Source organism: Sorangium sp. So ce590 (assembly GCF_051521365.1).
Taxonomy (GTDB): Bacteria; Myxococcota_A; Polyangia; order Polyangiales; family Polyangiaceae; genus Sorangium.
In genome coordinates this window covers 2404774-2430659 of record NZ_CP150346.1, presented here as the reverse complement: position 1 = coordinate 2430659, position 25886 = coordinate 2404774, and the positions used below count along the sequence as shown (strand labels likewise).

Annotated in this window: 18 protein-coding genes; 11 read left to right on the top strand and 7 right to left on the bottom strand. The window is 73.1% G+C overall.

What is annotated here, in order from left to right; genetic code table 11:
- Positions 1-126: 126 nt before the first annotated feature.
- The 5 genes from WMF28_RS09200 to WMF28_RS09180 all read left to right on the top strand — a co-directional run bounded on the left by WMF28_RS09200 (position 127) and on the right by WMF28_RS09180 (position 14565).
- On the top strand, positions 127-2952 hold the full coding sequence (locus WMF28_RS09200) for a hypothetical protein (RefSeq protein ID WP_437601745.1): 2826 nt from the start codon (positions 127-129) through the stop codon (positions 2950-2952).
- Positions 2949-9785 (top strand): HEAT repeat domain-containing protein, encoded by a 6837-nt coding sequence (locus WMF28_RS09195; RefSeq protein ID WP_437601743.1) that lies wholly within the window; start codon positions 2949-2951, stop codon positions 9783-9785. Before WMF28_RS09200 ends, WMF28_RS09195 begins: the two co-directional genes overlap by 4 nt.
- Complete coding sequence (locus WMF28_RS09190) at positions 9782-11671, top strand: SWIM zinc finger family protein (protein ID WP_437601742.1); 1890 nt, start codon at positions 9782-9784, stop codon at positions 11669-11671. Before WMF28_RS09195 ends, WMF28_RS09190 begins: the two co-directional genes overlap by 4 nt.
- 386 nt (positions 11672-12057) lie before the next feature.
- Positions 12058-13533 carry a reverse transcriptase family protein gene (locus tag WMF28_RS09185; protein WP_437601741.1) on the top strand — a complete coding sequence of 492 codons (1476 nt, stop codon included), beginning with the start codon at positions 12058-12060 and terminating at the stop codon, positions 13531-13533.
- Between the two features lie 294 nt (positions 13534-13827).
- Complete coding sequence (locus WMF28_RS09180) at positions 13828-14565, top strand: hypothetical protein (protein ID WP_437601740.1); 738 nt, start codon at positions 13828-13830, stop codon at positions 14563-14565.
- 463 nt (positions 14566-15028) lie between these two features.
- Here the strand turns inward: WMF28_RS09180 and WMF28_RS09175 are convergent, their stop codons facing one another.
- The 5 genes from WMF28_RS09175 to WMF28_RS09155 form a co-directional block, all read right to left on the bottom strand.
- Positions 15029-15331: a type II toxin-antitoxin system RelE/ParE family toxin gene (locus WMF28_RS09175; RefSeq protein ID WP_437601739.1), complete on the bottom strand. Its 303-nt coding sequence runs from the start codon at positions 15329-15331 to the stop codon at positions 15029-15031.
- 1 nt (position 15332) lies between these two features.
- Complete coding sequence (locus tag WMF28_RS09170) at positions 15333-15560, bottom strand: addiction module protein (protein WP_437601738.1); 228 nt, start codon at positions 15558-15560, stop codon at positions 15333-15335.
- Between the two features lie 502 nt (positions 15561-16062).
- Positions 16063-17262, bottom strand: a complete 1200-nt coding sequence (locus tag WMF28_RS09165) for an ARPP-2 domain-containing protein (protein ID WP_437601737.1) — start codon at positions 17260-17262, stop codon at positions 16063-16065.
- Positions 17262-18788 (bottom strand): hypothetical protein, encoded by a 1527-nt coding sequence (locus WMF28_RS09160; RefSeq protein WP_437601735.1) that lies wholly within the window; start codon positions 18786-18788, stop codon positions 17262-17264. Before WMF28_RS09160 ends, WMF28_RS09165 begins: the two co-directional genes overlap by 1 nt.
- Positions 18789-19058: 270 nt before the next feature.
- Entirely contained in the window at positions 19059-19670 is a 612-nt protein-coding gene (locus WMF28_RS09155; RefSeq protein ID WP_437601734.1) for a hypothetical protein, read from the bottom strand.
- Between the two features lie 363 nt (positions 19671-20033).
- On the opposite strand from WMF28_RS09155, the gene WMF28_RS09150 reads away from it, so the two are divergent.
- The 3 genes from WMF28_RS09150 to WMF28_RS09140 all read left to right on the top strand — a co-directional run bounded on the left by WMF28_RS09150 (position 20034) and on the right by WMF28_RS09140 (position 21240).
- On the top strand, positions 20034-20426 hold the full coding sequence (locus WMF28_RS09150; RefSeq protein ID WP_437601732.1) for a hypothetical protein: 393 nt from the start codon (positions 20034-20036) through the stop codon (positions 20424-20426).
- A gap of 164 nt (positions 20427-20590) precedes the next feature.
- Positions 20591-20830 (top strand): hypothetical protein, encoded by a 240-nt coding sequence (locus WMF28_RS09145; protein ID WP_437601731.1) that lies wholly within the window; start codon positions 20591-20593, stop codon positions 20828-20830.
- A gap of 173 nt (positions 20831-21003) precedes the next feature.
- Positions 21004-21240 carry a hypothetical protein gene (locus tag WMF28_RS09140; protein ID WP_437601730.1) on the top strand — a complete coding sequence of 79 codons (237 nt, stop codon included), beginning with the start codon at positions 21004-21006 and terminating at the stop codon, positions 21238-21240.
- 7 nt (positions 21241-21247) lie between these two features.
- Here the strand turns inward: WMF28_RS09140 and WMF28_RS09135 are convergent, their stop codons facing one another.
- The gene (locus WMF28_RS09135; RefSeq protein ID WP_437601729.1) at positions 21248-21877 is read right to left on the bottom strand and encodes a serine hydrolase domain-containing protein; all 630 of its coding nucleotides are present in this window, start codon (positions 21875-21877) and stop codon (positions 21248-21250) included.
- A gap of 511 nt (positions 21878-22388) precedes the next feature.
- A complete protein-coding gene (locus WMF28_RS09130) occupies positions 22389-23585 on the bottom strand; it encodes a serine hydrolase domain-containing protein (RefSeq protein ID WP_437601728.1) in 1197 nt (398 codons plus the stop codon).
- 339 nt (positions 23586-23924) lie between these two features.
- On the opposite strand from WMF28_RS09130, the gene WMF28_RS09125 reads away from it, so the two are divergent.
- The 3 genes from WMF28_RS09125 to WMF28_RS09115 all read left to right on the top strand — a co-directional run bounded on the left by WMF28_RS09125 (position 23925) and on the right by WMF28_RS09115 (position 25879).
- Complete coding sequence (locus tag WMF28_RS09125; RefSeq protein ID WP_437601727.1) at positions 23925-25013, top strand: alpha/beta hydrolase; 1089 nt, start codon at positions 23925-23927, stop codon at positions 25011-25013.
- Positions 24995-25408: a hypothetical protein gene (locus tag WMF28_RS09120; RefSeq protein ID WP_437601726.1), complete on the top strand. Its 414-nt coding sequence runs from the start codon at positions 24995-24997 to the stop codon at positions 25406-25408. Before WMF28_RS09125 ends, WMF28_RS09120 begins: the two co-directional genes overlap by 19 nt.
- A gap of 321 nt (positions 25409-25729) precedes the next feature.
- The gene (locus WMF28_RS09115) at positions 25730-25879 is read left to right on the top strand and encodes a hypothetical protein (protein WP_437601725.1); all 150 of its coding nucleotides are present in this window, start codon (positions 25730-25732) and stop codon (positions 25877-25879) included.
- Positions 25880-25886 lie beyond the last annotated feature (7 nt).

Here is a 25886-nt window from a genome sequence, read left to right as displayed (position 1 = left end):
GATACGCCACACCGAGGGTCGCCGCACCGAGGCGGCGGCCCATCCGTCATCGCCGGATCGACTCGTCCTTGACCTGATCCGCAGGGATCGCGATTCTCTCAGCCCATCCCGCAGCGCGAGGGCGACTTGGCGAGCTCACCGAACCCGATCGACATCGCGAACGTCAAGCAGCTCGCCGCGAGCGGCTCACCCACCCTGGCCGAGGTCGTCGAGGCGTACCTCGAGCAGCCGGATCCAAAACCGGAGACGCCGCCGCGCGAGGGGGCGCTCACCTTCGCGGCGTTCCTGCAGCTGCTCTCGCGCGCGCAGGGCATGCGCTCCCCCGAGCAGCGGCGAGAGCAGTCGACCGACGCGTGGAAGCGCTTCCTCGCGCAGGTCGACGCCGCGCCGCCGCCGCGGCTCGAGCTCGCGGACCTGCTCGTGCGCATCTACGACGAGGGCACGGACGCAGGGCGCAGCGCGCTGCGCGACATCGCCACGAGCGCGCCGCTGGTCTTCGGCGCGTGGGGCGGGCTCAAGCGCATCTACAAGCTGGCCGAGGCGCGGCTCGACGCGGAGATCTTCGGCGCGCTCGCCTTCCGCTTCGACGTCGAGCTCTCCCGCAGCCGGCGGCGCGAGGTCTCCAGGGGGACGTTGATCTACATGCGCCGCCGCGCGTGGCGCTTCCTGCGCGAGCTCGGGCGGAGCACGCCGGAGCTCTACCCGCAGTTCGCGGTCGAGGTCCTCCGCCACTACGCGCCGGGCACGAGCTTCAGCGACCTCTGGGTCGCGAACCACATCTGGGCGCACGGCACGGGCAAGTACGACGGGCGCTCGTTCCACGGCAACGTCCCGCCGAACGACATGGTGAAGCACCGCGCCTTCGACGAGGCGTGGAAGCGATCGCCCGATCCGCTGATGCTCCTGCTCTCGGCCTGCCAGGCCGATCCGCCGGCCAAGTTCGCGATCCAGGGGCTCAAGAAGGACTTCGCCGACACCCTGCGGAGCGTCACGCCCGCGTGGCTTTCGCGCCTCGCGCACCGGCCGCTCGCGAGCGCGCACGAGTTCCTGATCGAGACGCTGCTCGGCTCGCCGGAGCTCCACCAGAGCAAGCTGCGGGGCCTCGGGCTGCACGACGCGGCGCTCGCGCTGCTCGGCTCCCCGAGCCCGAAGGCGCGCACGTTCGCGATCGAGTACGCCCGCGCGCACGCGACCGACCTCGACCCGGAGCGCCTCGCGGCGCTGCTCGACTCCGAGCACAAGGACACGCGCGCCTTCGCGGCGTCGGCGCTCCAGGGCAAGAGCCCGCGCGCGCTCGGCCACGCGTTCCTGGGGCGGCTGCTCACGCACAGCGAGACCGAGGCGTGGGCCAGCAAGGCCCTGAGCGAGAGCTTCGACCGCGCCGAGCTGCCCGAGGGCTTCCTCATCGACATGCTCTACGGCGAGTCCGAGCAGAAGAGGTGGGCCGCCGCGTACTTCAAGGCCAAGTACCGGCCCGGCGAGCCCGGGGCGGGCTTCTGGGTGCGCGTGCTCGACGACCCGCGCCACGAGGACGACTACCAGGCGACGAAGTCCGCGCTCGACGCGCTCGGCAAGTGCCCTATCGCGGCGATCGGGACGCCGTGGCTGCTCGGCGCGCTCACGCGCAAGCGCCTCGGGTCCACGGTCGCGACCTGGCTCCAGAAGGCCGACGCCCTGCCCGACCTGACGGCCGAGGGCGTCGAGCGCCTGAAGGGGCTCGTCTTCAGCGCCGAGACGCGCGCGGTGGCGCTGGAGGTGCTCGGCAACCCGAAGATCGTGTCGCCGCGGCAGCTCACGCTGCCCTGGCTGCTCGCGCTCGCGCGGCGCGCCGATCCGACGCTGAACGGCTTCGCGCGCCGCTACCTCCTCTCGCACATGAAGCCGCAGGACTTCGACGCGGGGCAGGACGCGAGCGGCCGCGGCGACCGCGAGGCGGGCACGGCGAGGCTGTTCGCGCTCGCGCTCGGCGAGAAGGAGCCCGAGCCGATGCGGGCGTTCGCGCAGACGTACCTGCGCTGCCACCACCCCGTCCTCGGGCCCGAGCAGGGCGAGGCCAAGGAGCTCGAGCTGAAGCCGGCGCTCAAGCGAGGCGCGTTCACCGCCGAGCGCATCTGGCCCGCGCTCTCCGACAAGCGGGACGACGTCCGGCGCTTCGCCGCGCTCATCACGCGCGCCGAGCTCCGGGCGTGGGGCTACCAGACCCGCGTCTACGAGCTCGCGCACAGCGACGCGAAGGAGGTGCGCAACATCGCCTTCGACGCGCTCCGCAAGGTCGGCGATCCCTCGGCCGATCCGGCGATCGCGCTCACGCCGGAGGAGCTCGATCCGGCGCAGGTCTTCGCGCTCACGGAGAGCCTGAAGAAGAGCGCGCGCGAGCTCGGCCTCTCGCTCATCCTGAAGCACTACGCGCGGCTCGGCGGCCCGGAGCGCCTCGGCTGGCTGATGCAGAGCGCCGACCGCGAGGTGCGCCTCTTCGCCGTGCGGATGCTCTGGGAGAAGCACCGTCCGCGCCATCTGCCGCCGGGATGGCGGCCGCGCGGGGCGCGCGGAGACGACGCGCGCCCCGCGGCGGAGCTGCCCGAGGACGCCGGGCGGTTCGCGGACGTCGAGGCGCTCCGGCGCTTCCTGCGGTACGTGCTGTCCGGGATCCCCGCGGGGCGGTCGCCGGAGCCGGGCGACGACGCGGGCTCGCGCAGGCGCCTCTCGGCGAGCGAGGCCAAGCGGCACGTGATCGAGGTCGTGCGCGATCTGGCGGTCGAGGACGCGGCGTTCGCGGCGCTCGTCGCCCCCGTCATCGCCGAGTTCACCGGGTCGATCGCGAAGGGCGAGTGGCAGGCGTGCCTGGCGGCGCTCCTGCGGCTCAGGCACGCGCACCCGGGGCTCGAGATCGAAGGCCTCGGAGCCGTCGGCGAAGGCCGGGCGCTCCCCGGCGTCGGACAGGAGACCGCATGAGCCACGCGATCGGCCATTACGAGAAGGTCCGCGCGCTCGCGATCGGCCCGCGGCTCCTCGCGGTCGGCGGCGTGCGCGCGCCGGCGCCGGGCGAGGCGCGCGGGACGCAGACCACGCCATCCCCCGCCGGCGCGAGCCAGGTGACGCTGTTCGATCACGTGGCGAACAAGCCGGTGCGCTCGATCGACGTGCCCGCGCACGTGCTCGGCCTCGCCTTCGCGGGCGACCTGCTCGCCGCGGCGTGCTCCGACGGGGCGCTGCGCCTCGTCGCGGGCGGCGTGGCCGACGTGCGGGCGATCGATGCGCACCCGGGCGGCGCAACGGCGATCGCCGCGACGCCCGGCGGCGCGCGCCTCGCGACCGTGGGGGTCGACGGCGCGCTGCGGGTGTTCCGCGTCGGCGAGGCCGCCGGCTCCCCTGCCCCGCAGCCCGGCGCCGCGGTCGAGATCGCGTCGTTCGCGCTCTCGGCGGCGCCGCTCCGCGCCGTCGCCTTCGATCCTGCCGGCGAGCTCTGCGCGGCGGCGGGCGACGACGGCGTCGTCCGCGTGGTCACGCTGTCGACGGGCGCCGTCCGCGCCATGCCGGGGCACGACGGGCCGGTCACGGCGCTCGCGTTCACGCCGCGCGACGGACGGCTGGCGTCGGGCGGCGACGACGGCACCGTGCGCCTCTGGTACCTCGTCGGCGACGTCGAGTGCGAGGTGCGCGGCGCGGACGGGAGCGGTCACGCGGGCGGCGTCCGCGCGCTCCTGTGCCTGCCCACCCCGCCGCCGCAGGAAGACGGCAAGGAGAGCGGCGACCGCCTGCTGTCCGCAGGCGCGGACGGCGCGATCCGCATCCACCGGCTCGAGGACAAACGCAAGCCGCGCACGCTGGAGACGAGCGCGCTGGCGCTCCACGCGCTGGCGCTCGCGCCGGCCGCCGCGCGCAAAGGCGCGCGCGGGCAGGCCGCCCGCGGCGGCGCGGACGCGAAGGACGGGCTCGGCGCCGTCTTCGCCGCAGGGGACCGGCGCACGGTATGGCGCTTCCCGATCGACGCCGCCGGCGCGCCCGCGGACGGCACCGCCGAGCTCGCGCACGGCTTCGACGTCCTCGCCCAGGCGCTGTCGGGCGCGCGGCCGGCGCGCGAGAGCGCCGTCAAGACGCTCGCCTCGCTCGACGAGCCCGAGGCGCTCGAGGCCGCGCTCTCCGCGCTCCGATCGGACCGCGACGCCGAGGTGCGCGCGCTCGCCGCCCGCGAGCTCGGGGAAAAAGGGCGCCGCGGCGCGCGCGCGAAGCTCCGCGAGGCGCTCGACGACGAGAGCCCGAACGTCCGCATGGCCGCGCTCGAGGCGCTCCGCGCGATCGAGCGCGACACGCCGCTCGCCCCGCTCCGGGCGGCGCTCGATGCCCGCGCCGCGGACGTGCAGCGCCGGGCGCTCCTCGAGCTCCGGAAGCTCTACGGCAGCTCGCCGCTCGTCCCGGGGCTCATCGCCGAGAAGCTCGCCGGCCGCGACGCGTCGGTGCGGCTCACGGCGCTCGACCAGCTCCAGCAGATCTACCCGGACGGCCCGCAGCCGCTCCGCACCGCGTTCGAGCGCGGCCCGGCCGACCTCCGGGTCGAGGCGCTCATCCGGGCGGCGCTCGCCGGCTGGCTCTCGGCGCCGGAGTTCGCGCCGATCGCGGCGCGCGCGCTCGACGACGAGGACGCCGAGGTACGCCGCATCGCGTTCGCGGCGAAGGTCATCGAGCGGCGAGCGCTCGCCCACGCGCTCGAGGCGCGCGACGAGGATCTCGGCCGCGCGGCGATCGACATCGCGCGGCGCGCGGCCGAGGTCCTGCGGCGGGCCGGCGCGGGCGGCGCGGAGAAACCCGCGGCGAACGCGAAGGATGGGGCGAAGGACGCCGCGAAGGCGGCCGAAGAGGCGGCCATCAAGGCGGCGCGCGCCCGGATCCCCGGCGTGGGCAGCCCGGGGGCCGAGCCCGCCGAGGCCGACCTCGAGCCGCTGCTCACCGCGATGGCGTGCCGCACGCCGGACACGGCGGTGCGTGGGGCGCGCGGCCTCGCGCAGCTAGGCGACACGCGCGCCCTCGGCGCGCTGCTGCAGCTCACGCGCGAGCAGGACCCGTCGCTGAGAAGGCAGGCGGCGACCGCGCTCGCCGAGCTCCGGGACACCCGCGCCGAGAAGCGGCTCATCTGGATGCTCGACGACGCGGACGGCGCGGTGCGCGCCGCGGCGCTCGACGCCTACGCGCGGCTGGAGTCGTCGGCCCCGCTCGTCGTGGCCGAGGCGTCGCTGCGCTCGTCGCAGGAGGACATCCGCGTCCGCGGGCTCGACCGGCTCGTGGCGCTCGCCGGCGAGGGCAAGGGACCGAGGCCGCCCGAGGCCGAGGCGCTGCTCGCCGACGCGATCGAGGACGAGTCGCCCAAGGTCCGCCGCGAGGCGTTCCGGACGCTCTGGTCGTGGCACGCCTCGGATCCGCAGACGGCGCTCGACCGCGCGCAGCTCGCGCGCTTCCCCGACCTGCGCCTGCGCGCCATCGAGGAGCTCAAGGCGCACGGCGAGCAGCCGTGGGCCGCGGAGCGGCTGCACGCGGCCATCGGCGACCGCGACGTGAGCGTGGCCCAGGCCGCGTACGACGCCGTCGTCAAGCTGCGCGGCAAGGAGGCCGCGGAGCCGCACCTCGCCGCCATGGCGTCGATCCACCCCTCGGTCCGGGAGAGCGGCGCGCGCGGGGCCGCGCACATGCCGGCGGGCGACGACGCGCGCAACGCCCTGCTCCGGCTGCTCGCCACGCGCGTGCCGGTGGGCGAGGCCGCGCGCAGCGCCCTGAGCAAGCTGCTCGAGGACGAGCACGCGGGGCCGCGCACCGCCGCGATCGAGGCGCTCGACAAGCGCCTGCCAGGCGAGGCGGGGCCGCTCCACATCGGCCTCCAGTCGAGCCACCTCGACCTCCGGGTGCGCGCGGCCGAGCTCTGCGCCGTCCGGCGCGACGAGCAGCTGATCCACCCGATGCGGGCGCTCCTCGCCGATCAGTCCCTCTTCAAGCAGCTGCCGATCCAGGTCCTCGGCCCGCTGCGCGCCCGCGCCGCGACCGCGCTGGCGACGCTCGGGTCGCCGCGCCTCGTCAAGTACTTCGCCACGGAGCTCCTCAAGGACGAGTACTCCGACGTGCGCGAGCAGGCCGCGCGCGGGCTCGCGATGGCCGCCCGCCGCGGCGAGGAGGGTTACCTGCTCGACGCCATGGGCCACGCCGACGTCGCGGTGCGGTCGTGGGCCGCCGACGGGCTCGCGCGGCTCGGCGACGTGCGGGCGCTGCCGGTGCTCACGGGCACGCTGCGCCACGAGCACCCGCCCATCCGCGTCGCGACGATCATGTCGTTCGCGGCGCTCGGGCCCGAGGGCTACGGCGGCATGCTGCAGGGCCTCGAGGACAGCTCGCGCGAGGTCCAGGAGATCGTCTTCGCGATCGTGCTCGCGCGCGACCTCAGGGCCTTCCGCCGCGGCGACCCGCCGGACCTCCTGACGAGCGCGCTCTCGTCGCAGCGCTCCGACGTGCGCTTCGCCGCGGCGCGCGCGCTGGAGCTCCGCATCGATCCGGAGGCGTACCTCGCCCACCTCATCGAGGCGCTGATGCCCCCGCGCCCCGACACGGCGGAGCAGGGCCGCGCGGCCGACGGCGAGAAGCCCGCCGGCACGAAGGACTGGCCGCCCGAGGTCGCGCGCGGGCGCATCCTCGTCGGCCTCGCCGAGGCGCTCGCCAGCGACGACCCGCAGCAGCGCTACGCGGCCGCGCAGGTGCTCCGCATCCGGCGCAAGCCGGTCGAGTACTTCCGCGAGGCGAAGCGCGTGGCCGCGCTGCGCCCGGCGGGCGCCCACGTCGTGGCGGACACGACCCCGCGCGCCGCGGAGGAGAGCGACACGAAGCCCGCGAAGGGGTGGCTCCGCCGCCTCTTCGCGCAGCCCGAGCCGGGCGGGCAGAGCGGCCAGAAGCAGAGCGACAAGCCGGCCGGCGACGCGGTCCCGGAGGGCGAGCAGCGGCGGCTGCGCTGGCTCGCGTTCGGCGCGTACATGGGCCTCCTCCGGCAGGTCTCGGCGGGCGACGACGAGGCGCACCGCACGCGCCGCGACGCCATCGATCGCATCGTCGACGTCTGCGCCAAGGGGCACGTCAGCAGCACGGCGGCGGTCCCGCCGCTGGTCCGGGCGCTCGACGACCCGCACCACCTCGTGCGCAAGGCGGCGTTCGCGGGGCTCAAGGCGCTCTTCCCCGCGGGGGCGGGCGAGCCGCTCGCGCTCGGGCTCGCGTCGGCGTCGGCCGACGTGGCGCGGACCGCGCTCGACGAGATCGCCGCGCGGGGCGGCGACGCCCGACCCGAGATCGTGCGCGCGCTGAGCTCCGCGCTGCCCGACGTGCGCCGCTACGCCTTCGAGCTCCTGGAGCGGCTCTCTCCGAAGGGCAGCCTCGACCCGCTCCTCGCGGCGCTCGGCAGCGAGCACGCCGACCTCCGCCTCGGCGTGCTCGAGCGCCTCGCGTCGTCGAGCGATCCGCGCATCGTGCCCGCCCTGTGCCGCGCGATGGAGAGCGATCACGACGACCTGCGCCTGCGCGCCGCGGAGCTCCTCGCCCGCAGCCGCGACGATCGCGCCGTCGACGTGCTCTCGGCGTTCCTGCGCGAGGGGGCGGCCGCGCCGGCGGCGCGCGCGCGCAAGGCGCTCGTCGCGCTCGCGAGCGACGCGGCGGTGCGGGCGCTCGCGGCGCGCATGGATGAGGCCGCCACGCCGGCGGACCGCGCCGCGCTGGCGAGCGCGCTCGGGAGCACGCGGAACCCCGCGGCCACCGCCCCGCTCGCGGCGCGCTTCGACGACGAGGCGGCCGAGGTCCGGAGCGCCGCGCTCAAGGCGTGCCTCGAGATCGTCGACAAGGGGCGCGAGCGCGAGAAGCGCGAGACGGCGCTCGCGCTCGCCTTCCTCGCCGCCGCCGCGCGCGCGAAGGACCCGGCGCTCCGCCTCGCCGCGGCGCGCGAGCTCGATCTCGGCGATGATCCCGCGCAGAACGACCTCCTTGTCGCGCTCTTCGCGGATCGCGATCTCCCCACGCGCGTCGCGGCCGTGACGTCGTACGCGAAGCGGGTGAAGGGCGATCGACAGGAGCGCGCGCCCTCGGGGCCGCTCGAGGCCGTGCTGCGCGCGGGCGCGCGCGAGCTCGTGCTGCCCGCCGCGGAGGGGGTGGCCGAGCGGGGCCTCGCGTCAGCGCTCCGGCCGCTCCTCCTCGTCGTGCGCGCGGGCGAGCCCGGGGAGCGGGAGCGCGCGCTGCTCGCGCTCGGCACGCTCGGCGACGCCCGCGCGCTGGAAGAGCTCGAGGCGGTGGCCGCCGGCGGCACCAAGGAAGCGCCCATCGAGCCGAGCATGCAGGCCGCCGCCACCGAGGCGCTCGGCCGCATGGCCCCGAAGCTCGGGAGCGCCGAGCTCCGCAAGCGGGCCTCGGAGCGCGTCGAGCAGGCGCTCCACGCGGACTCCATCGATCTCCGCGAGTCGGCGGCGAAGGGCGTGCGCTGGATCGGCGGCGAGCGCGCCCGCGTGCTGCTCGAGGAGCTCGTGCGCGCCGGCGACACGCCCGACAGGCTCCGCATCGTCGCGGTGAACGAGCTCGGCCTGCTCGGCGACGGCGCGGCCGAGCCCGCGCTCGCCCGCGCGCTCGACGCGCGGAGCAGCGAGGTCCGCAAGAACGCGCGCAAGGCGCTGGAGAAGCTCTTCCCTGGCGAGCGGACGCGCGTCGAGCTCCTCGCGGTCGGGAGCGAGTACGACGACATCGCGGGCCCGGCGGCGAGCTACCTCGCCGCGGAGGCCGACCCGGCCGAGCTCTTGCCCCGGCTCGCCGCGCTCAAGGACGAGGACCTGCGGCAGCGCCTCGCCATGGGCCTGCTCCGCCGCGGCGCGCTGCCTGTGGCCGCGCTCCTGCGCATGCTCGAGGACGAGCGCGCCCCGGCGCGGCAGGAGGCCGCGCGGCTCATCGCCGCCGGCACCGTGGCCGGCGATCGCGGGGCCCTCGCGGGCGCGCTCGCCGCCGCGGCGCAGCGCACCGCGGAGCGCTGGTCGGCCGCGCACGGCGACGAGCGCAGCGCCGAGGCCGCTGCATGGCGCGAGCTGCTCTGGGCCGCGGGTCGCGCCGGCGCGACCGCGGCGGCGCCCGCGCTGCGCGCGCTCCTCTCGAACGACAGCGCTCCCGGCGAGGTTCGCCGCGAGGCCGCGCGCGCCCTCGGCGCCCTGGAGTCGGCCGCGAGGTCCGCAGGGGCCGCGCCGCCCGCGGGCGCCGTGGAGGCGCTCACGGCGGCCCTCAAGGACATGGACGCCGGCGTCCGGGCCTCGGCGTCGGCCGCGCTCGCCGCGCTCGCGCCGGACGGCTCGGCCGCGATCGCCGTGGCGGTGAGGCCGTTCGACCCGGTCGCCTTCGGGCCGACCGCGCGCGTCGCCTCGCCCGAGGCGCTCGCGGCGCTCACCACGACCGAGCCGGGCCGGCGCCTCGCGCTGCCGTCGATCCTCGCGCGCCACGACGTCGCCGCACTCGCCCCGCTGATCGCGCTCGCGCAGGGCAGCGGCGGCGACGCCTCCGCGCGCCTCGACGCCATCGCGGCGCTCGGCCGCGCCGGCGGCGAGCGCGCGCTCGAGGCGCTCGCCGCGCTCGCCTTCGACAAGGAGAAGGCCAAAGAGAAGGCCGACGTCGCCCTCCGCAAGGCCGCGTACCGAGCGTACCGCCGCGCGAAGCGCAAGGCGGCGGATCCCCGCGCGGCGCGGCTCGCGGCCGCGCCCTCCCCCGCATCGCCAGAGACCCCCGAAGGAGTCAACGCATGACGGCCGCACTCGCCCGCCCGATCCTCCTCCGGTACGCCGCGCCGAGCGAGCTCGCCGCCGCCCCGCTCCACTCGAGCGTGCGCCTCTCCCTCGACGGCGCCCGCGGCCCGGTCGGCGTGCGCGGCACCGTCCGCGACGCGGCGCTCTTCCGCGACGCGATGGCCGCGCTGGCGACCATCCTGGAGAGCGATCTCCGGTACAAGGGCCGGGATCGGACCGCGTACCTCGCCTACCTGATGAAGCAGGGCAAGAAGGCGACGGCGGCCATCTGGGAGGCGCAGAAGGCGTTCCTGGAGGGCGCCTTCCCCGACGACGCGGCGACCCAGGGCGACGGCTCCGCCGCGAAGCCGAGGGCCTCCGGCGCGCTCGATCCCGTGCTCACGGTGCACCCGGACGAGGTCTCGATCGAGGTCTTCTCGCGCGACGAGAGCGCCTACGCCCGGCTCGCCTTCTCCAGCGACCTCTTCGAGGGCCGCGAGGCCGCCCATGGCACCGCCTTCGTCGATCTCTCGCCGCGCATCGTCGAGCAGATCGATCGCCTGCGCGCCTACGCCAAGGTGGAGCTCGACGCAGACGTGGCGCGCGGCGACGCCGCGGCAGCCCGCGCGACGCCGATCGAGCGCTCGCTCGAGGTCCCGACGACCTGGCTCCGCGGCTTCCTGCAGGTGCAGTCGGCGGCGACGCTCCCCGCGGTCTCCTGCGAGCTCGCGCCGATCGATCTCTACAACGCGCTCTTCGTGCTCCGCACCCGCAAGGCGAAGAAGCCGCCCCGCGGCCTGCGCTTCGAGCTCGTCCCCGGCAAGCCGCCGCGTCTCATCCTGGAGCCCTGGGAGATCTTGATCGAGGGCCACGGCCCTCCGTATGAGGGCCCGGCGCGCGTGGTCCGGACCTTCGGCCGGCAGCGGCTGCTCGCGCTGTCGCGGCTCCTGCCGCACGTGCAGCGCGTGCGCGCCGAGCTCCGGGGCCCCGGGCTGCCGGTCTTCTGGGTGCTCGATCTGGGCCGCGCGACGCTGACGATCGCGCTCACGGGCTGGACCGACAGCAGCTGGGCCAGCGCCGCCTCGTTCGACGCCCTGATGCCCCGCGAGGGGAAAGGCGGCGACAAGGCGCGCGCGGCGCTCGACGCGCTCGCGGCCAGGCAGATCGCCCTCCTCCGCGAGCGCGGGCCGCTCCCGCTCGCGGCGCTCGCGGCCGGCGGCGGCGCCGAGGACGCCCGCGCGGCGCTCCAGCTCGAGTGCCTGCGCGGCCGGGTGCTCTACGACGTCGCGCGCCGCGTCTACCGCCCGCGCGAGCTGTTCGCCGATCCGGTTGACGAGCGCGACATCCGCTACAGCTCGCCCCGCGAGGCCGCGGCCCACCGCCTGCTCGGCGCGCCCGGCGCGGTCAGGCCGACCAAGGTGCACGAGATCGCCGGCGAGGGCACCGAGATCCACGGAGAGGTCGCGGACCGGGAGGCCCACCGCGACTTCGCCCCGCGGTTCACGATGGATCTCGAGGGCCGCGTCTCCGACGCGTGGTGCAGCTGCCCCACGTTCCGCCGGAGCGGCCTCCGCGAAGGTCCGTGCGAGCACATGATCGCGCTCCGCGTCGCCTACGCCCGCGAGCGCGCCGAGCGGGACGCCCTGCGCCAGACGGCCGAGGGGCGGTCGCTCATCCGCGCCGAGACGCGCACGTACGTGCGCCGCGAGGCCTCGGGCGCGGAGGTCGTCTACCGTGTCTCCCTGGACGACCGCGTAGTACACCTGTCGTGGGGGGCGCGCGCCGAAGCGCCACGACACCAGCGCATTTGGTTTGACACGGACGGCGAAGCGCGCGACGCGTATTTCAAGAGACTGGATGCATTGACGTCCTCCGGGTTCGTGGACGCCGACGCGTCGTCAGCATGAGAGAGGAAAGGAGGTCAAGAAAAAGAGATTGTTCGTGTTGCCAGGAGAGGTTCTGAACGCACCAGCCTCCACGCCTCGAGCGTAGGAGCGGCGTCGCGCCGCTCTGGAGGAACCGCCAGTCACTCTCCGCAAGGTAGCCTGTTCTTGGTTCTCTTCGGCTAGACGAGCCCTACGGCGTCGGGAGAGCTGAGACAACCTCGCAAACGCCGTTTCTCCCGACGCCGTAGGGCTCGTCTAGCCGGAGAACCGGTGAGGCTACCGTGCACCAAGCGATGAAGGTGATGCGCTTGGAGCCTCTCTTGGCGACATGAGACAGCGATCGACGGTCCGGCGTCCCCGGGACAGATCGCTCCCATCGTGACTCACCACCACGCTCCCACCGAGACATGACCGCGAAGATCGACGCGACCGTTCAAGCCCGAGCCCCCGTCGTTCTCCCCATCACGACGCCGCCTGCCCCCGGCGGCGCGGCGGCGCGCTTCCACGCCGCCGCAGGCGCAGAAGCGCGCCGGCTCGCCCACGAGGAGCGCGTCGCCCGCTGGAAGGCGATCGACGAGGCGGGCGGTATCGACGCGTGGGTGAGCGCGGAGCTCACGTCGAAGGGCGCCCTCGCGACCGGCGATCCCAAGGCGATGTCCGACCGGGAGCGCGCTCAGTGGAAGGAGCGCAAGAAGGTCGAGGCCAGGGAGCGCCGCTCGCTGCGCCGCCTCGCCTGGGAGGCCTACGTCGCCACGCACGTCAACCACCTTGGCGCGGGCGTGCACTGGAGCGACCGTGGCGGGCCGGACAGGCTCGATGTGCCCGGGCTGAGCGAGCGCGCGCGGGCGCACGGCCTCCCCGACCTGCCGGGCGCGGCCGAGCTCGCGAGCGCGCTGGGGCTGTCGATCCCGCGGCTCCGCTGGCTCGCGTACCACCGCGAGGTCGACACGGGCACCCATTACCGGCGGTGGCACATCCCGAAGCGCGACGGCAGCGCGCGCACCATCTCGTCGCCGAAGCGGGATCTGAAGCGCGCGCAGCGCTGGGCGCTCCGCAACCTGTTCGAGAAGCTGCCGGTCCACGCCGCGGCGCACGGCTTCCTGGCGAGCCGATCCATCGTCACGAACGCCGCCGCGCACGCCGGCGCCGACACCATCGTCAAGGTGGACATCAAGGACTTCTTCCCGACGATCACGTGGCGCCGGGTGCGCGGCCTGCTCCGCAAGGCGGGCGTGGCCGAGGGTCCGGCGACGCTCGTTGCGCTCCTCTCGACGGAGGCGCCGCGGGACGTCGTGCAGTTCCGAGGGCAGACGCTCTACGTGGCGACGGGCCCGCGCGTGCTCCCGCAGGGCGCGCCCACCTCCCCGGCGATCACGAACGCGATCTGCCTGCGGCTCGATCGGCGCGCGTCCGGCCTCGCGCGCAAGCTGGGGCTTCGTTACACGCGGTACGCTGACGATCTCACGTTCTCCTTCCGCGCGCCCGAGGCGCCGGGCGTCGCCGGCGCCGCGCGGCCGCGCGCGCCGGTGGGCGCGCTGCTCCGCGGGCTCCGGGAGATCCTGAGCTCGGAGGGCTTCCGGCTGCACCCGAGCAAGACCGTTGTGATGCGCAAGGGCAGCCGGCAGAAGGTGACGGGCCTCGTCGTCAACGGCGCGGGCGACGCGGTCCCTGCGGCGCGCGTCCCGCGCGAGCGGGTGCGCGCGCTGCGCGCGGCGATCCGCAACCGGGAGCTCGGGAGGCCCGGAAAGGGGGAGACGCTCGCGCAGCTCAAGGGGCTCGCGGCGTTCGTGTACATGACGGATCCGGTCAGGGGGCGCGCGTTCCTCGGGCGCATCGAGGCGCTCGAGCGGAGCCAGCCGGCTCCGGCTGAAGAGGCAAGCTAGGCAGCCTTCGTGGTCGCTGGAGAGGCCTCGACGAGCTGCCCGGCCCGAGGCGCCCACGCGGGATCAGCGGTGGACTTGAACGACGGCGTGCCGAGGTCCGCAGCCGGTCCTCGCCATCGACCGACGTATCCAGTCCGTGCTCTGATGGCATGAGCCACGCATGACACCTCGTCGTCCAGGCTCGTCCGTGGTTGGGTGCTCACGATAGGCCCCGCAACAAGCCCCTGTCGTAAAGCTGCTCCCTCCGTGAGGTGCCTGGACATCCGAAATGCGGAATGGGTAAGATCGTCGGCTATGCGAAAGCCCTCTGCTCGTTTCCTGGCGCTCCCGGCGGTCCTCCTCTTTGGCTCCCTGCTCTGCGGGTGCCCCAACCCGAACTCCTACGGAACGCCGCGGACCGTGGAGCCCGGCAAGATCTCGCACTCGGTGTCCCTCGAGAGCTTCGGGTACATCGGCGAGATCGAGGAGATCGCCGACGACCCGAGCACCACCGAGGTCGAGACGGCGAGGAGGACGACCAGCGGATTCCTGCCGACGCTGCCCTCGTACCAGCTCCGGGCCGGCTTGACGGACATGCTCGATATCGGCGCCCACGTCCATAACCTCAGCTCGTTCGGCGTCGATCTCAAGGTGAACCCGGTCCGCGGCATCTTCGACCTCGCGGTCGCTCCCGGGCTCCAGTACTTCTTCCTGTCGGCGGAAGAGGCCTCCGTGCACATCGTCTACCTGCACGCGCCGCTCATGCTCGCCGTGAACCCCGCGGACTGGTTCTCGATCGTGGTGAGCCCCGGCGTCACCTACGGCCTCGCCTCGGGCGATCTCTCGGACGACGATGAGGCCGCGGCGAGCGCGGACGGCCTCCTCCTGCGCGGCAGCCTCGGCTTCCAGTTCCGGGCATCGGACAACTTCGCGATCCACCCCGAGATCACGATGATGAAGAGCGTCGAGGGGCCGGGGCTCGTCTACAACTTCGGCATCGGGTTCAACTTCGGCGCGCTGCCGAGCTACAAGGATCTGCAAGAGCCGATGTGACGCGCCGAGCCGACCTCGCGGGCTCAGCCCCTGCTCGAGAAGAGGCAGCCTCTCCTCTGCGCCTCTGCGGTACACTCTCGGTCTTCAAGCGGATCGCTGCTCCAGGAGCTTGTTCATCCGCTCCTGCTACACGGTGCCTCTCCCAGGAGACGCCAGCGAGCGGCGCTCGTCCGTGGACCTTTTTCCCCTATGGATGATGCGGTGGCTCGCTTCCCTTCAGGGCCGCCCTGGAACAAGGTAATCCTCCCGCAGCGAGAGCGCGATCTGCAGCCCCTGGATCGGCTTCTCTCGGTAGAGCCGGAGCAGCACGATATCCCGCTCCAGATCGACCGACGCGGGCGGCGCCTCGAGCGCCTCCCAGTCGCGGGCTCGCCCGATTCCGCGCGCAGTACGGGCCAGCAGGCCCTCCTGGGCGTCGAGAAGAACGACGGGGGCGCGCTGCGAGCGGCTGACGCTCGAAGAGTCAGCCCCCGCGGCCGCGCCAGGAGCCCGGTCGGCGCCGGAGGTGCATCACCGCGAGCACCAAGACGTGCTCCGGCTCGATCGCGTACAGGACACCGTACGGGAAGCGGTGCAGGAGCATGCGCAGCACGCCTCGCTCGATCTCGGGACCCTGCTCGGGGGTCTCCGTGATGCGGTCGAGGGCGGCGAGCAACTCCGCCTCGAAGCGGACGCCTGCACGCTCGTCCCGGTCCCGGTACCAGCGGAAGGCTTCGTGGGCTTCGCGCTCGGCCTCGGGCGCGAGGGACAGGACGCGTCGAGCCACGTCAGCCCCGCGCGAAGATGCGCTTCCGAGCTTCCTCCCACGGGATCGGCTGGGTACGTCCTGCGCGGAGATCCTCGAGGCGACGCAGGGCCTCCTCGGTCCACGCGCGCTCGATCTCCTCGGGCGGCTCCTCGCCCACGCTGTCGAGCAGGCGGAGCGCGATGACGCGCCGCTCGCTCTCCGGGAGCTTCAACGCCTCGTCGAGGAGCTTCTCGGCCGGGTTGCTCATGGAGCGCAGTGTAGCAGCGCTGGCCACGCTTCGGGGGTGCAGGTCGGGCGAGCTGAGCCCCTGCGCGGCGTGGCGAGCGCATCCCACGCCGCAACCTGGGACACACGCCGCACGCCGCAACCTGGGACGCGCTCCGGTCTCGCTACCCGGAGCGCTCCACGTTCCGCCGCGCAGGGTTCCAGCCCTCCCGCGCGCGCACCGCATTGCGACCGGAAGGGGCTCCGCCCCCCGCGGGCGCTCTGTCTTGCGGTTCCGGGGGGTCCGGACCCCCCTTTTGACACAGCGAACAGCGTTTTCAGGGGGTGAATGGCACAAAAATGCGAACTACGGAGCGGTTTCTGGCACAACTTGCGCCCTCGCCAACGCTCTGCAGAACGTTCTCGAGGGGTCCGGACCCCGGTGTGCCGCAATGCATTGCGTTTGTGCCAGTGCCGGACCCCCCTCGCTTGGCACACATGGAGGCCGAGACGGCACAGGTTCCGCGCGAGGCGCCGGGATCGCCTCAGCGACCGCGCTCGCGCGTCCGCTTCAGCGCCGCCTTGAGCACGTGCTCCGCGATCAGATACCCGAACCCCTCCCCGTCGATCCGCCGGAGCAGCTGGTCGCGGGCGATCTTGAGCGCCGCCGCGGTGGCGTCGAGGTTCCAGCCGTGCGCGGCGAGCTGCTGGAGGAGCCGCGCGCGCCGCACCTGCCCCGCCGAGAGCCGGTAGGTCTTCGCGTACTCCAGCGTGCCGTCGTCGCGCACGATCGCCTCGCCGATGTGGTTGTCGAGCGCCGGATCGAGCTCGGTCATGAACCGCTGCAGCGAGAACGGCCCCGCCCGGTACACGCGCTCCGCCGAGATCGGCCGGCCGAGGAGGCCTGCGGCGGTGTCCACGTGCAGCGCGCCGGCCTCGGCCCGCGCCCGGCCGAGCGCGGCCCGCAGATCGTCGAGCGAGCCGATCTGCGCCGCGTCGAAGGTGTGCGTGAAGGCCTGGCTGTCGCCGTTGTGGCGGGCCGCGTAGAGCAGCGTTTGCTCGAACAGATCCTCGATCAGCGTGCGGTGCAGCGCGCGGTAGTCGTCGGGGTGCGACACGACGAACACCGACGCGAGCAGCTCGCCGACGAAGAGCAGGAGGCCGCACTGCCCCTCGTGGATCTCGAAGACCCGCAGCGCGTCCTCCAGGCTCGGGATCGCCCGGCCGGAGAGCGACACCTCCACGCGCGGGTCGAGGCCGCGGGAGATCGCCCGCCGCGAGTACTCGGACCAGGCGATCTCGGGCGCGTTGAAATGCAGGGCGAGGAAGCCCTCCATCGCGAGGTGCTGCGGCAGGAGGCGCAGGCGGTTCCGCTCGGCCGGGTCCTCGCCGCGCGCCTCGCGCCGGGTCATGCGGTGGAGCACGTTGACGCCGCGCCACCGCTTGGCGAGCGGGATGCTGTCGGTCGGCGCCCCGAGCGCAGCGCCGTAGGACGCGACGGGCGAGCCGTCGTCGGTCCACCCGATAACGAGCGCGTGCGGCACGTAGGTCGAGCAATAGATCGCGCCGTCGCTGAGATCGACGACCGCCAGGGTGTCGTCGTACCCGTGGCGGGCGATGCGCAGGTCGTCGCGCGGCGCGGCCCGGAGGAGCGGGACGAGGCGCACGCCCGCGAAGACCTGGGCGTGCGTGGCCGAGAGGCCCCGGAGCGTGAGCGACTGGATCAGGGCCGGCGCCTTGGCCATCAGGACGCCTCGGGCGCCACGGCGGGCGCCTCCGCCGGCGCCGCGGCAAGCGCCTCCGCCGTCCCACCGGCGCCGGCGCCTCGGGCGTGGCGCGAGAGCAGGTCCGCCGCGCGCTGCGCGAGGTAGCGCTCGAGCTCCGCGAGCGGCGCCGTCCCCTCGGCGAACCGGGCGAAGCCGAGGACCGTCGGCAGGTCCTCGGCGTCGCGCAGGCCGACCGTCGGGATCGACGGGCCGAGCGCGCGGGGCGCGTAGCGCTCGCTGTCGAACACGGGGTTGATGTGGACGATCGACGTGCGTTGCCCCGGGTCGAGCCGCGCCCGGAAGCACCGGGCGACCTCGGCGGCGGCGCCGGCCGGGTCGTTCTCGAAGCCGTCCGAGACGAGGAGCACGACGTCGGGGCGGAAGGCCAGCGCGTCGAGCAGCGGCGTCGCGAGATCGGTCTGGCCGCGCGCGTCGACGAGGAGCTCGTCGGGCGTGGGCGCGGTCCAGAAGGCGCGGTACTCGCGGGCGGCGGCGCGGAGCAGGTAGCTCACGCCGAGCGCGACGGCGAGCGGGCGGCGGCGCTTCTCGCTCGATCCGGACGCCGAGTAGCTCCGGTCGAGCACGGCGGCGACGCGCCCGAGCGCGGCGGGGCTCCGGCGGAGCGCGCGGGCGGCGGCGCGCTCGAGCGCGGCGTGGAGCTCGTCGCGGCGGTCGCGCCGCGCCTTCTCGGGCAGGGAGAGCGCATAGAGGGCGAGGCGGGTGAGCGGGGCGCGGCCGAGGTCGATGGCGAGGTCGACGTCCTCGCGCCCGGCGGTGCGCTGCAGCCGCAGGCGCTCGCCCTCGGTCATGCGCGGCGCGGCGCGGCGCAGGAGCTCGTCGCGCGAGACGCCGCGGGCGGCGGCGAGCCCCTCGGCGACGGTCAGCGGCAGGTCGAAGATCGCCTCCTTCGCGTAACGGGCCTGCCGCGCGCGCTCGAGGAGCGGCGTCTCGAACGGCGCGCGCCGCCCGGGCTCGAACAGGAAGGGCCCTAGCTCGCCGGGGAGCCGGAGGTGGGCGTGCGCGGCGAGCGCGCGGACGTGGGCGCGGTACTTGACGGCGTCGAAGGCCGGCTCGGGCCGTCCGGCGAGGTAGCCGCGGATGACGGCGCGCGCGCGGCGGTTGTTCACGCGGCGCTCCCGGAGCTCGCGGAGCGCCCGGAGCGCGCGCTGCGGCGGGAGCTCCCGGAGCGCCGCCGCGATGAGCAGCCCCTCCTCGCGCCGGTCCGCGGCGGGCGTCTCGGCGCCTGTCGCGAGGAGGTTCACGGCGATGCGCGCCTGGTTGAAGTGGTTGATGCCGGCGGCGAGCGTGCGCGCGTAGAGGCGGCGGTAGTTGCCGAGGATGTACTCGTGGAGGAACTCGACGGAGACGACCTGCCCGCCCGAGGAGCCATAGAACTCGGCCTGCCCGGTGCACGCGAAGCAGGCGTTGATGAACATGACAAGGTCCTCGCGCTCGACGCGCTCGGTATGGAAACGTGCAGGGAACGCGGGGGGCGCGGGGGGCATACGAAGCGCCGCCCGGGGAATGGTGGGGCGATCAACCTACAACAGTTACCAGACTGGGCTCGGAAATCGCCCCGGAGTCCCACGGGCGGCGAGCACACGATACCCCGGGAGGGGCGCCTCGCGGAACGGATTGATTGAGCCAATTTGCTTCACCGGCGCGCTGGGCAGCGCCGGCGAGGGCGTGGCGGCGCGGGCGCTGCGCTGGCGCATCGCACGGGTCCAGGCGAAGACGCGCGGGCACCGGCGTCGCCGGCGCGGGTCCACGCCGGGCTACTCCGGCCAGACCTCGATCCAGACGAACAGCACCTGTCCGGCGGCCTGATCGCGGACGGCCACCGGATAGACCGTGCGCGCCCGGAGCGCCTCGACGAGGTGACCGTGATGGATGGCAAACCTCCCGATGAAGTCGTCGTTGACCAGGTCCCTGTCGATGAGCTCACCGCTCAGGTGGACATCCGGCGAGAGCGGCACGTGGCGCCAGGTCGGCGGGCCTTTCCAGCCGGGCGCGCAGGTGTCGCGCTGCCCCGGGCGATCGAGCGCGCGCCGCCCGAGCGACCGGCCGCCCACGAACAGCTCCGCCGAGCCGAAGGGCTCCGGCGGCTCGGTGCCCGCCCCCGCCGCCTCCGCGGCGACCCCGGCCACGCTGGCGGCGGCGACGGCCGGGTGCGCCGTGCTGAGCAGGTCGCCGATCGCGGTGAGCGCCCCCGGTGCGACAACGCCCATGCCGTCCCATTGACGCCCGTCCGCCTTGGCCGGGCTGATGACGGCGCCGTCGATGGAGATACGGACCCGGGCCGGCAGCGGCGTCGCTGCCGGCTGGCACGCCGCGAGGCCGAGGACGATCGCGCAGAGCGAGGCCGCTCCGAGAGGACGTGACTCCATGCTTCGAGAGCGTATCCCGGGGGGCGCGGGGCACCAACGCGGAAGAGCGGGCCGGTGGCGCGGCGCGGGCTCGCCAGCCCTATCGAACGTCGACACGGGACGCAAGAAGGGCAACGTGGTCATCACCGTGACATCCGGCGACAGGAACTGAAGAAGCGCCGGATCCGGGCGGCTCGCCGTCATGCGACGCGAGGGCGTCACTTTCCCATCAGGGATGCGGATCGCGTAAGGTTGTCTATGTCAACCAGCGCGTGCAGCGTGGCTGACTTGCGGCACGAGGACTGCGACATAGCTCACCATGAATACGTTGCGTCTTGTCTACGCTGTTCAGCTTCAGCTTGACGGGGCACAATGCTCGTCATCATGAGGATGGTCTTCCGAGGCGGCGCGGCGTACGGCCCGAACGGACGGTTCGGCGCGTGGGTGGTGAGCGTCGACGCCGGGGGGAGCGTGACGCTCGCGGGCCAGGCGCTCGGGGAGGAGATCCACCGGGGACCGGAGCCCCTGTCGGAGTCGGAGATGGCGGCGCTCGATCGGTTGCTGGGCGGCGCCGCGGCGGTGGACGCGGCGTCGAAACGAATGGGCGTCCCCGGGGAGGCGCAGGTTTGTTTCGACATCGAGACGCCTGCCGGACGCCGCGAGATCCGGCTATGGCACCGGGAGGCGCAGGAGCGGCCGCCGCTGGTGGGTCTGCTGCGCTGGCTCGACGAAGTGATCCAGGCGCGGACGGGGCGGTCCGCGGCCTTCGGGAGCTGAAAGGCAGCGGGGCGCACCATGACGTCGTGAACGGCAGCGGACCTGGCGTACGATGGCGCCGCCATCTAAGGGATCCCCTCAGGCCCCCTTCCTCTCCCGCGGATCTCGAGAAGAAACACGCCCACGCCGGCTGCTTCTTTGCTGCCACGGGCAAGCTGGATCCGATGATCTTCGAGAAGGGGAGCCATCGTTACGAGATTGCAGATCGCGCTTTTTCGACCAACGACGGCAATGGGCTCCTCGAGATGATCTTATCGGGCCCGGGCATCGGCCAGCATCTCAGACGTTGCGTTCAGCCTTACCTGGACTCGGGCGAGCTGGTCGAGCTATTGGAAGACTGGACGCGCCCCCCATTCCCCTGCATATCGTCTACCCGCCCAACCGGCACCTCAATGAACGACTGAAGATGTTCATCGACTGGTCGATTCATGATTTCGGTGAAGGTGCGCCCGCAAAATAGAAATTTCGCGGGTCCCGTCGGCTTCTGAGCTTCAGATCGACGCTCGACCCAATGACGCCTTCCTGAAGCTCATCGCCAGCTCGCGATGGCCGCCTGGAAGCTCAAGCGAGGACGGCGGTGACCCGGACTTCGACGCCGGCGCTGTGCCGCCGGATCGACGCGGTGACGGAGCGGTTCCGGGGCGATTCGGCCATGAGCACGACGATCCTGCGCCTCGGCATGCACCGGGCGATCGCGGGAGAGCTGATCGTCGAAGTCGGCCCCACGCTCCGCGTCCCCGTGTCGCGCGAGCGGGCGCGGGAGGTCCGGCAGCAGTTGCTGGAGAACACCGTGGGCATTCGCCGGCCAGGCTGAGCTCGTCCTATCTCACCGAGAGAACGAATTTGGCGAGCTCGCCCCCGCCCCAGACGGCGACCAGCCACCGCTCCAGATCGGAGACCGTCGTGACCAGCCCGCCGTTGCCGACCAGCGACCACGTGTACGGCCACGCGGCCGGGTCGTTGCTCCCGAACGTCGAGTGGCCGTACCCGATTGCGGTGTCGACCCGTTCCCACACCGGGTCCCCCAAGAAGCCGCTGTGTTGCATCCCGGCCGGCGTCAGGAGCTCGTCGCGCACGTAATCGGTGAACCCTCGCCCCGAAACGGTCTCGACGACGTCGGCCAGCAAAGTATAGCCCGAATTCGAGTAGTCGACCTCGCTTCCCGGCGCGAACCGCAGCTCCTGCGCGAAGATCCGCTGGCGGGCTTCAAGGCGCGCCATGGGCTCGAAGTCTCCCTCGGTGTCGTGGTACTCGTCGAACCCGGCGCTGCGCTGGACGATTTGCAGGACGGTGATCTCGGCTTTGTCGGCCGGCACGTCGTCGAAAAGGGTCGCGAGCGAGTCCGACACGCTGAAATTTCCCTCGTCCTCGAGCCTGAAGATGGCCGCCGCCGTGAGGTCCTCCATGCATGCGGGGTTCAGAGCAACCAGCGCAGTAAGGGCAACCACCATCGACAGAGAATTTCGTCTCGTACGGGATGTCATAGGGCACCCACGTTGCCAGACGAGGTGGCGAGATCGAGCGACGGATGACCAGGCAGGGGTTTTGCCCGACGAGCGGCGGGCTCTCCGGTACGAGGCGCGGCGCGGCGCCGGCGGATCGCACTGTATCTCCTGGGGCTCGCCGGGGGTCCGGGTTGGGGCCATCCCCCAAGGGGCTGCGATTCGTCGCCGCGCCCTCCCGAATTCTCGGGGGAAGCAACGGAGCGCCACGGTTCGTACCAGTGCCAGTAGTGCTCTGCCACGTCGGGCCTCCTGTCGCCCTCCGTGCAGCGGGCACGGCGCACAACTTTCTCCGCGCACTCGCCTCCGTCGTGCTCCAGCGGCATCCCGACGATCTCGATGGGATCTCCCGCGGCGGGAGGCTCGCCGCGCAGTTCATCTACCTCTTCAATCGCTCGAACCCCGGCGCGCTGCCACGGGCCTCCCCGGGGCGGCCGCGCCTCCCGCGCCGGGCCCACGCTCAATCAGCGCACATGAGCTGATCGATGATCTTGAAGCTATCGATGATCGTGGCGTACGCGGCCTCGGGGTCGTCGGTCGACGTCGACAGCGACATCACGACGACGCGAGAACCGTCGTCGCTCGCGGCGTTGCGGGTCGAGTACCCGAGCGTGCCCCCGGCGTGGCTCCAGTACCCTCCACCGCAGCTGGTCGGGATCCACATGATGCCGAGGCCATAATCGGTGCCGGGCGCGATCGGGTCGAAGGCAGGCGCCGGGACCGTCTCGTGGAGCTCCGCCATCTGCTCCGGATCGAGCAGCGATCCTTCGGTCAGCGCCCGCCAGAATTTCGCGAGGTCCGCGGTGGTCGTGACGAGGGAGCCGGCGGCGCCGGCCATTGTATGGTTCGCCATCGTGACGTCGATGAGCGGCCCGTCGACCTCGTACTGCTGGTATGCCACGGCGTGCGGGGCAGGCAGATCAGGCTCATCGCCGGGCTCGAACGTGTGGTCGAGGCCGAGCGGATCGAGGATGCGCGCCTCGACCTCCTCGCTCCAGTGATTTCCGGTGGCACGCTCGATGATCATGCCGGCGAGCACGTAGTTCGTGTTGGAGTAGGCCCACTGCGTCCCCGGATCGAAGGTCGGCTTGTGTTCCATGGCGAGCGCCACGAGTTCTTCCGCGTCCAAGTGGTCGAGCCGATGCTGCATGTACTCGTCGGCGGAGCGCAGCACGGCCAGGGCCGACTGCGGATCCGGGCCGTCCGGCTCGGCCGGACCGGTGTAGTTGTAGATACCGCTCGTGTGCTGGAGCAGCTGGCGGATCGTGATCAGCGAGCCGTCATTGCTGTTGCCCGACACGACGCCGGGCAGCCACCGCTCGACCGTGTCGTCCAGCGACAGCGCTCCCTCACCGGCTAGCTGCAGCACGACGACGGCGACGAACGTCTTTGTGTTGCTGCCCATCCGGAAGTAGCTGTCGAAGTCGACCGGCGTCTCGCTGTTGAGCTGCGCCACGCCGCTGCGGGCACGGATCCGTCGGTCACCTTCGAGCATTTCGGCATGCACGGCGACAATGCCGCTCGCTTGGATCCTGTCCACCCCCTCCTGGAGCAGCTTGTCGTACGTCGCGTCGCCCTCCTCGGAAGAGTTGTTCGGGCAACCCGCGACGAGAAATGCCATGCAGAAGAGCGGAATCGAGGACTTGCTGAGCGCCATGCCCGTGTGTTCCCGCTCGGCTTGGCTCCGTTCAACGGTTTTTACGATTTTCTCGATGTCGCACCGTCGCGCAGGTGCATGACGCGCTGCGGACCGCTGCGGGTGCCTGCGGCGACTTGCCATGGAAGCCGGCCCACCTGCGGGGCTCCCGCTGCACACCGGCCGCCCCGGAGGCGTCGCCCGTCGCTCGCGGCGTGGCTCTCGCGGCGAGTCATGAACGAACCTCGCGAGTCCGGGAACAGAGATACGAATAGGAGCGGCGCCCTCCAATCGACGCAAAAATGGTCGTCGGCGCGCGCCGGTGAGCCCAGGGCGCCCGCACACGACCAGGAGCCGATCATGAAATCTCTGCACCATTGTGTCACTTCTCCGAGAACGCGCGTTGCCGGCGCAGCCACGGCGCGCTCGCGAAGCGCCCTTTCGACGGTCCTTGTCTCGGCGCTGCTCGGATCCTCGACCCTGCTCGCGGGCTGCCCCGACAACGACGAGGCGCCGGCGAACACCGAGGCCAGCAGCGGCGGCGATGGCGGCAGCGGCGGCGAGCCTGGCAGCGGCGGCGGTGGAGCCTCCGGCGGCGGCTCGGCGGTCGAATGGGGAGGCTGCCCAGGCGACTTCATCTCCGAGTGCGCCACGGTCGCCCTGCCGCTCGATCCATCGAAGCCTGGCGGCGCGACGCTGCCCGTCTTCGTGTCGCGCCACCTCGCGCCGGGCGGCGCGGCGAAGGCGCAGGTCTGGCTCCTGCAAGGTGGCCCCGGCGACTCCGGCAACATGTTCACGGGCTTCATCGAGCAGCTATGGGAGCGCGTGATGCCCGATGTGGACTGGTACGTGCTCGAGCACCGCGGCGTCGGGCTCTCGAGCCGCCTCGAATGCCCGGTCCAGGAGGACCCGAGCTCGGAGGACGGGGCGGAGATCAGCGCGAGCGAGTGGCCCGCCTGCATCCAGGCGTTGAAGGCGCAGTGGGGCGACGATCTCGCGCACTTCACGACGTCAGCCGACGCCGACGATCTCGCGCGCCTCGTCGAGCGGACGCGCGAGCACGGCAAGAAGGTGATCCTTTACGGCGCCTCGTACGGGACGGCGCGCGCGCTGCGTTTCTTGCAGAAGTACCCCGAGGCGGTCGACGCCGTGATCCTCGACTCGATCGTATCGCCGGGCGCGCAGTACCTGTCCTCGTACGATACGCAGTTCGATCCCGTGCTAAAGGACCTGTCCGCGATCTGCGCCGCCGATCCGGTCTGCGGGGCAAAGCTCGGGCCCGATCACCGGCCCCGACCTCGGCCGAGCTCCAGGCGCGCTGCGATGCGCAGCGCGCCTGCCCGGGGGCAGCGCTGGAGATTGGCCAGCTCTACGATGGCTGGCCGCGGTATCCGCACGACCAGCTCTGGACCGAATGGCCGCGCTCCTCCGTGCCCATCCTGGCGATGAACGGCCTGCTCGATCCGCAGACGCCCATCGGCTTGGCGGAGCTGGCGGCCGACAGGCTGACCGCGCCCCACCAGACGTTCGTGGCGGTGCCCTGGAGCCCGCACGTGGTCACGTTCGAGTCCCCCGTGAAGACCGCCGATGCGGCGCCCTGCGGCACGCAGATGATGGCGAAGTTCATCGCGGATCCCGAGGCCCCTGTCGATACGACGTGCCTCCACGACCTCGTGCCCGTCACGTGGGACGAGGATCCGGCGGTCGTCGCGAGGCTCTTCGGCACGAAGGACATGTGGGAGAACATGGCCTCGATCCCTCCCGCGCCGAGGATGGCGGCGCCGATCGACTGGGCGGCCGTCGCGCGCTTCGCGCGTGAAAGGAGCCTCCGCGTCGAGCGCTGACCCGTACATCCCGTGAACGAAAAGAAGCGAGCGCCGGCAGGCGATTGCGCGCGCCGGCCTCTTCAGGGCCGGATGGCGAGCAGCGCCGGCGTTTGGCCAGGCGCCGCGGCGGCCACGAGATCGAAATCCCGACGAGGAACCGCTAAGCTTTCTGGCGACCACCCCTCTCCGGCCGGGAATTCCTGGCGGGACTGTTCTGGGGGGGGGCGAACCGTCGCGAGACGTCGCATCCCCGGGGATTTGGGGGGAGTGTGACGACGGATCGCACCCCCTCGGAAGGCATGGGCCCAATGGTCAAGCCCCGGGCCTGGGGAGCTCGCCGTGACCGAGCCGTCGCGTCGGGCTGCCATGGTCGCCTCGCTCGCCAGCACCCGATGCCGCGCCCTCGCCCTCGGGGACGAGGTGGCGGCGCGGGTCGTTCACGACGCGATCGGTCGGCTGCTCGGGCTGCCGGTGGCACCGGAGGCATGAGCCCCCT

Excerpts from the sequence above, each read along its gene's own strand:
- WMF28_RS09195 (WP_437601743.1), top strand. The coding sequence starts at position 2,949 with ATGAGCCACGCGATCGGCCATTACGAGAAGGTCCGCGCGCTCGCGATC.
- WMF28_RS09190 (WP_437601742.1), top strand. The coding sequence starts at position 9,782 with ATGACGGCCGCACTCGCCCGCCCGATCCTCCTCCGGTACGCCGCGCCG.
- WMF28_RS09185 (WP_437601741.1), top strand. The coding sequence starts at position 12,058 with ATGACCGCGAAGATCGACGCGACCGTTCAAGCCCGAGCCCCCGTCGTT.
- WMF28_RS09180 (WP_437601740.1), top strand. The coding sequence starts at position 13,828 with ATGCGAAAGCCCTCTGCTCGTTTCCTGGCGCTCCCGGCGGTCCTCCTC.
- WMF28_RS09170 (WP_437601738.1), bottom strand. The coding sequence starts at position 15,560 with ATGAGCAACCCGGCCGAGAAGCTCCTCGACGAGGCGTTGAAGCTCCCG.
- WMF28_RS09165 (WP_437601737.1), bottom strand. The coding sequence starts at position 17,262 with ATGGCCAAGGCGCCGGCCCTGATCCAGTCGCTCACGCTCCGGGGCCTC.
- WMF28_RS09160 (WP_437601735.1), bottom strand. The coding sequence starts at position 18,788 with ATGCCCCCCGCGCCCCCCGCGTTCCCTGCACGTTTCCATACCGAGCGC.
- WMF28_RS09155 (WP_437601734.1), bottom strand. The coding sequence starts at position 19,670 with ATGGAGTCACGTCCTCTCGGAGCGGCCTCGCTCTGCGCGATCGTCCTC.
- WMF28_RS09150 (WP_437601732.1), top strand. The coding sequence starts at position 20,034 with ATGAGGATGGTCTTCCGAGGCGGCGCGGCGTACGGCCCGAACGGACGG.
- WMF28_RS09145 (WP_437601731.1), top strand. The coding sequence starts at position 20,591 with ATGATCTTCGAGAAGGGGAGCCATCGTTACGAGATTGCAGATCGCGCT.
- WMF28_RS09135 (WP_437601729.1), bottom strand. The coding sequence starts at position 21,877 with ATGGTGGTTGCCCTTACTGCGCTGGTTGCTCTGAACCCCGCATGCATG.
- WMF28_RS09130 (WP_437601728.1), bottom strand. The coding sequence starts at position 23,585 with ATGGCGCTCAGCAAGTCCTCGATTCCGCTCTTCTGCATGGCATTTCTC.
- WMF28_RS09125 (WP_437601727.1), top strand. The coding sequence starts at position 23,925 with ATGAAATCTCTGCACCATTGTGTCACTTCTCCGAGAACGCGCGTTGCC.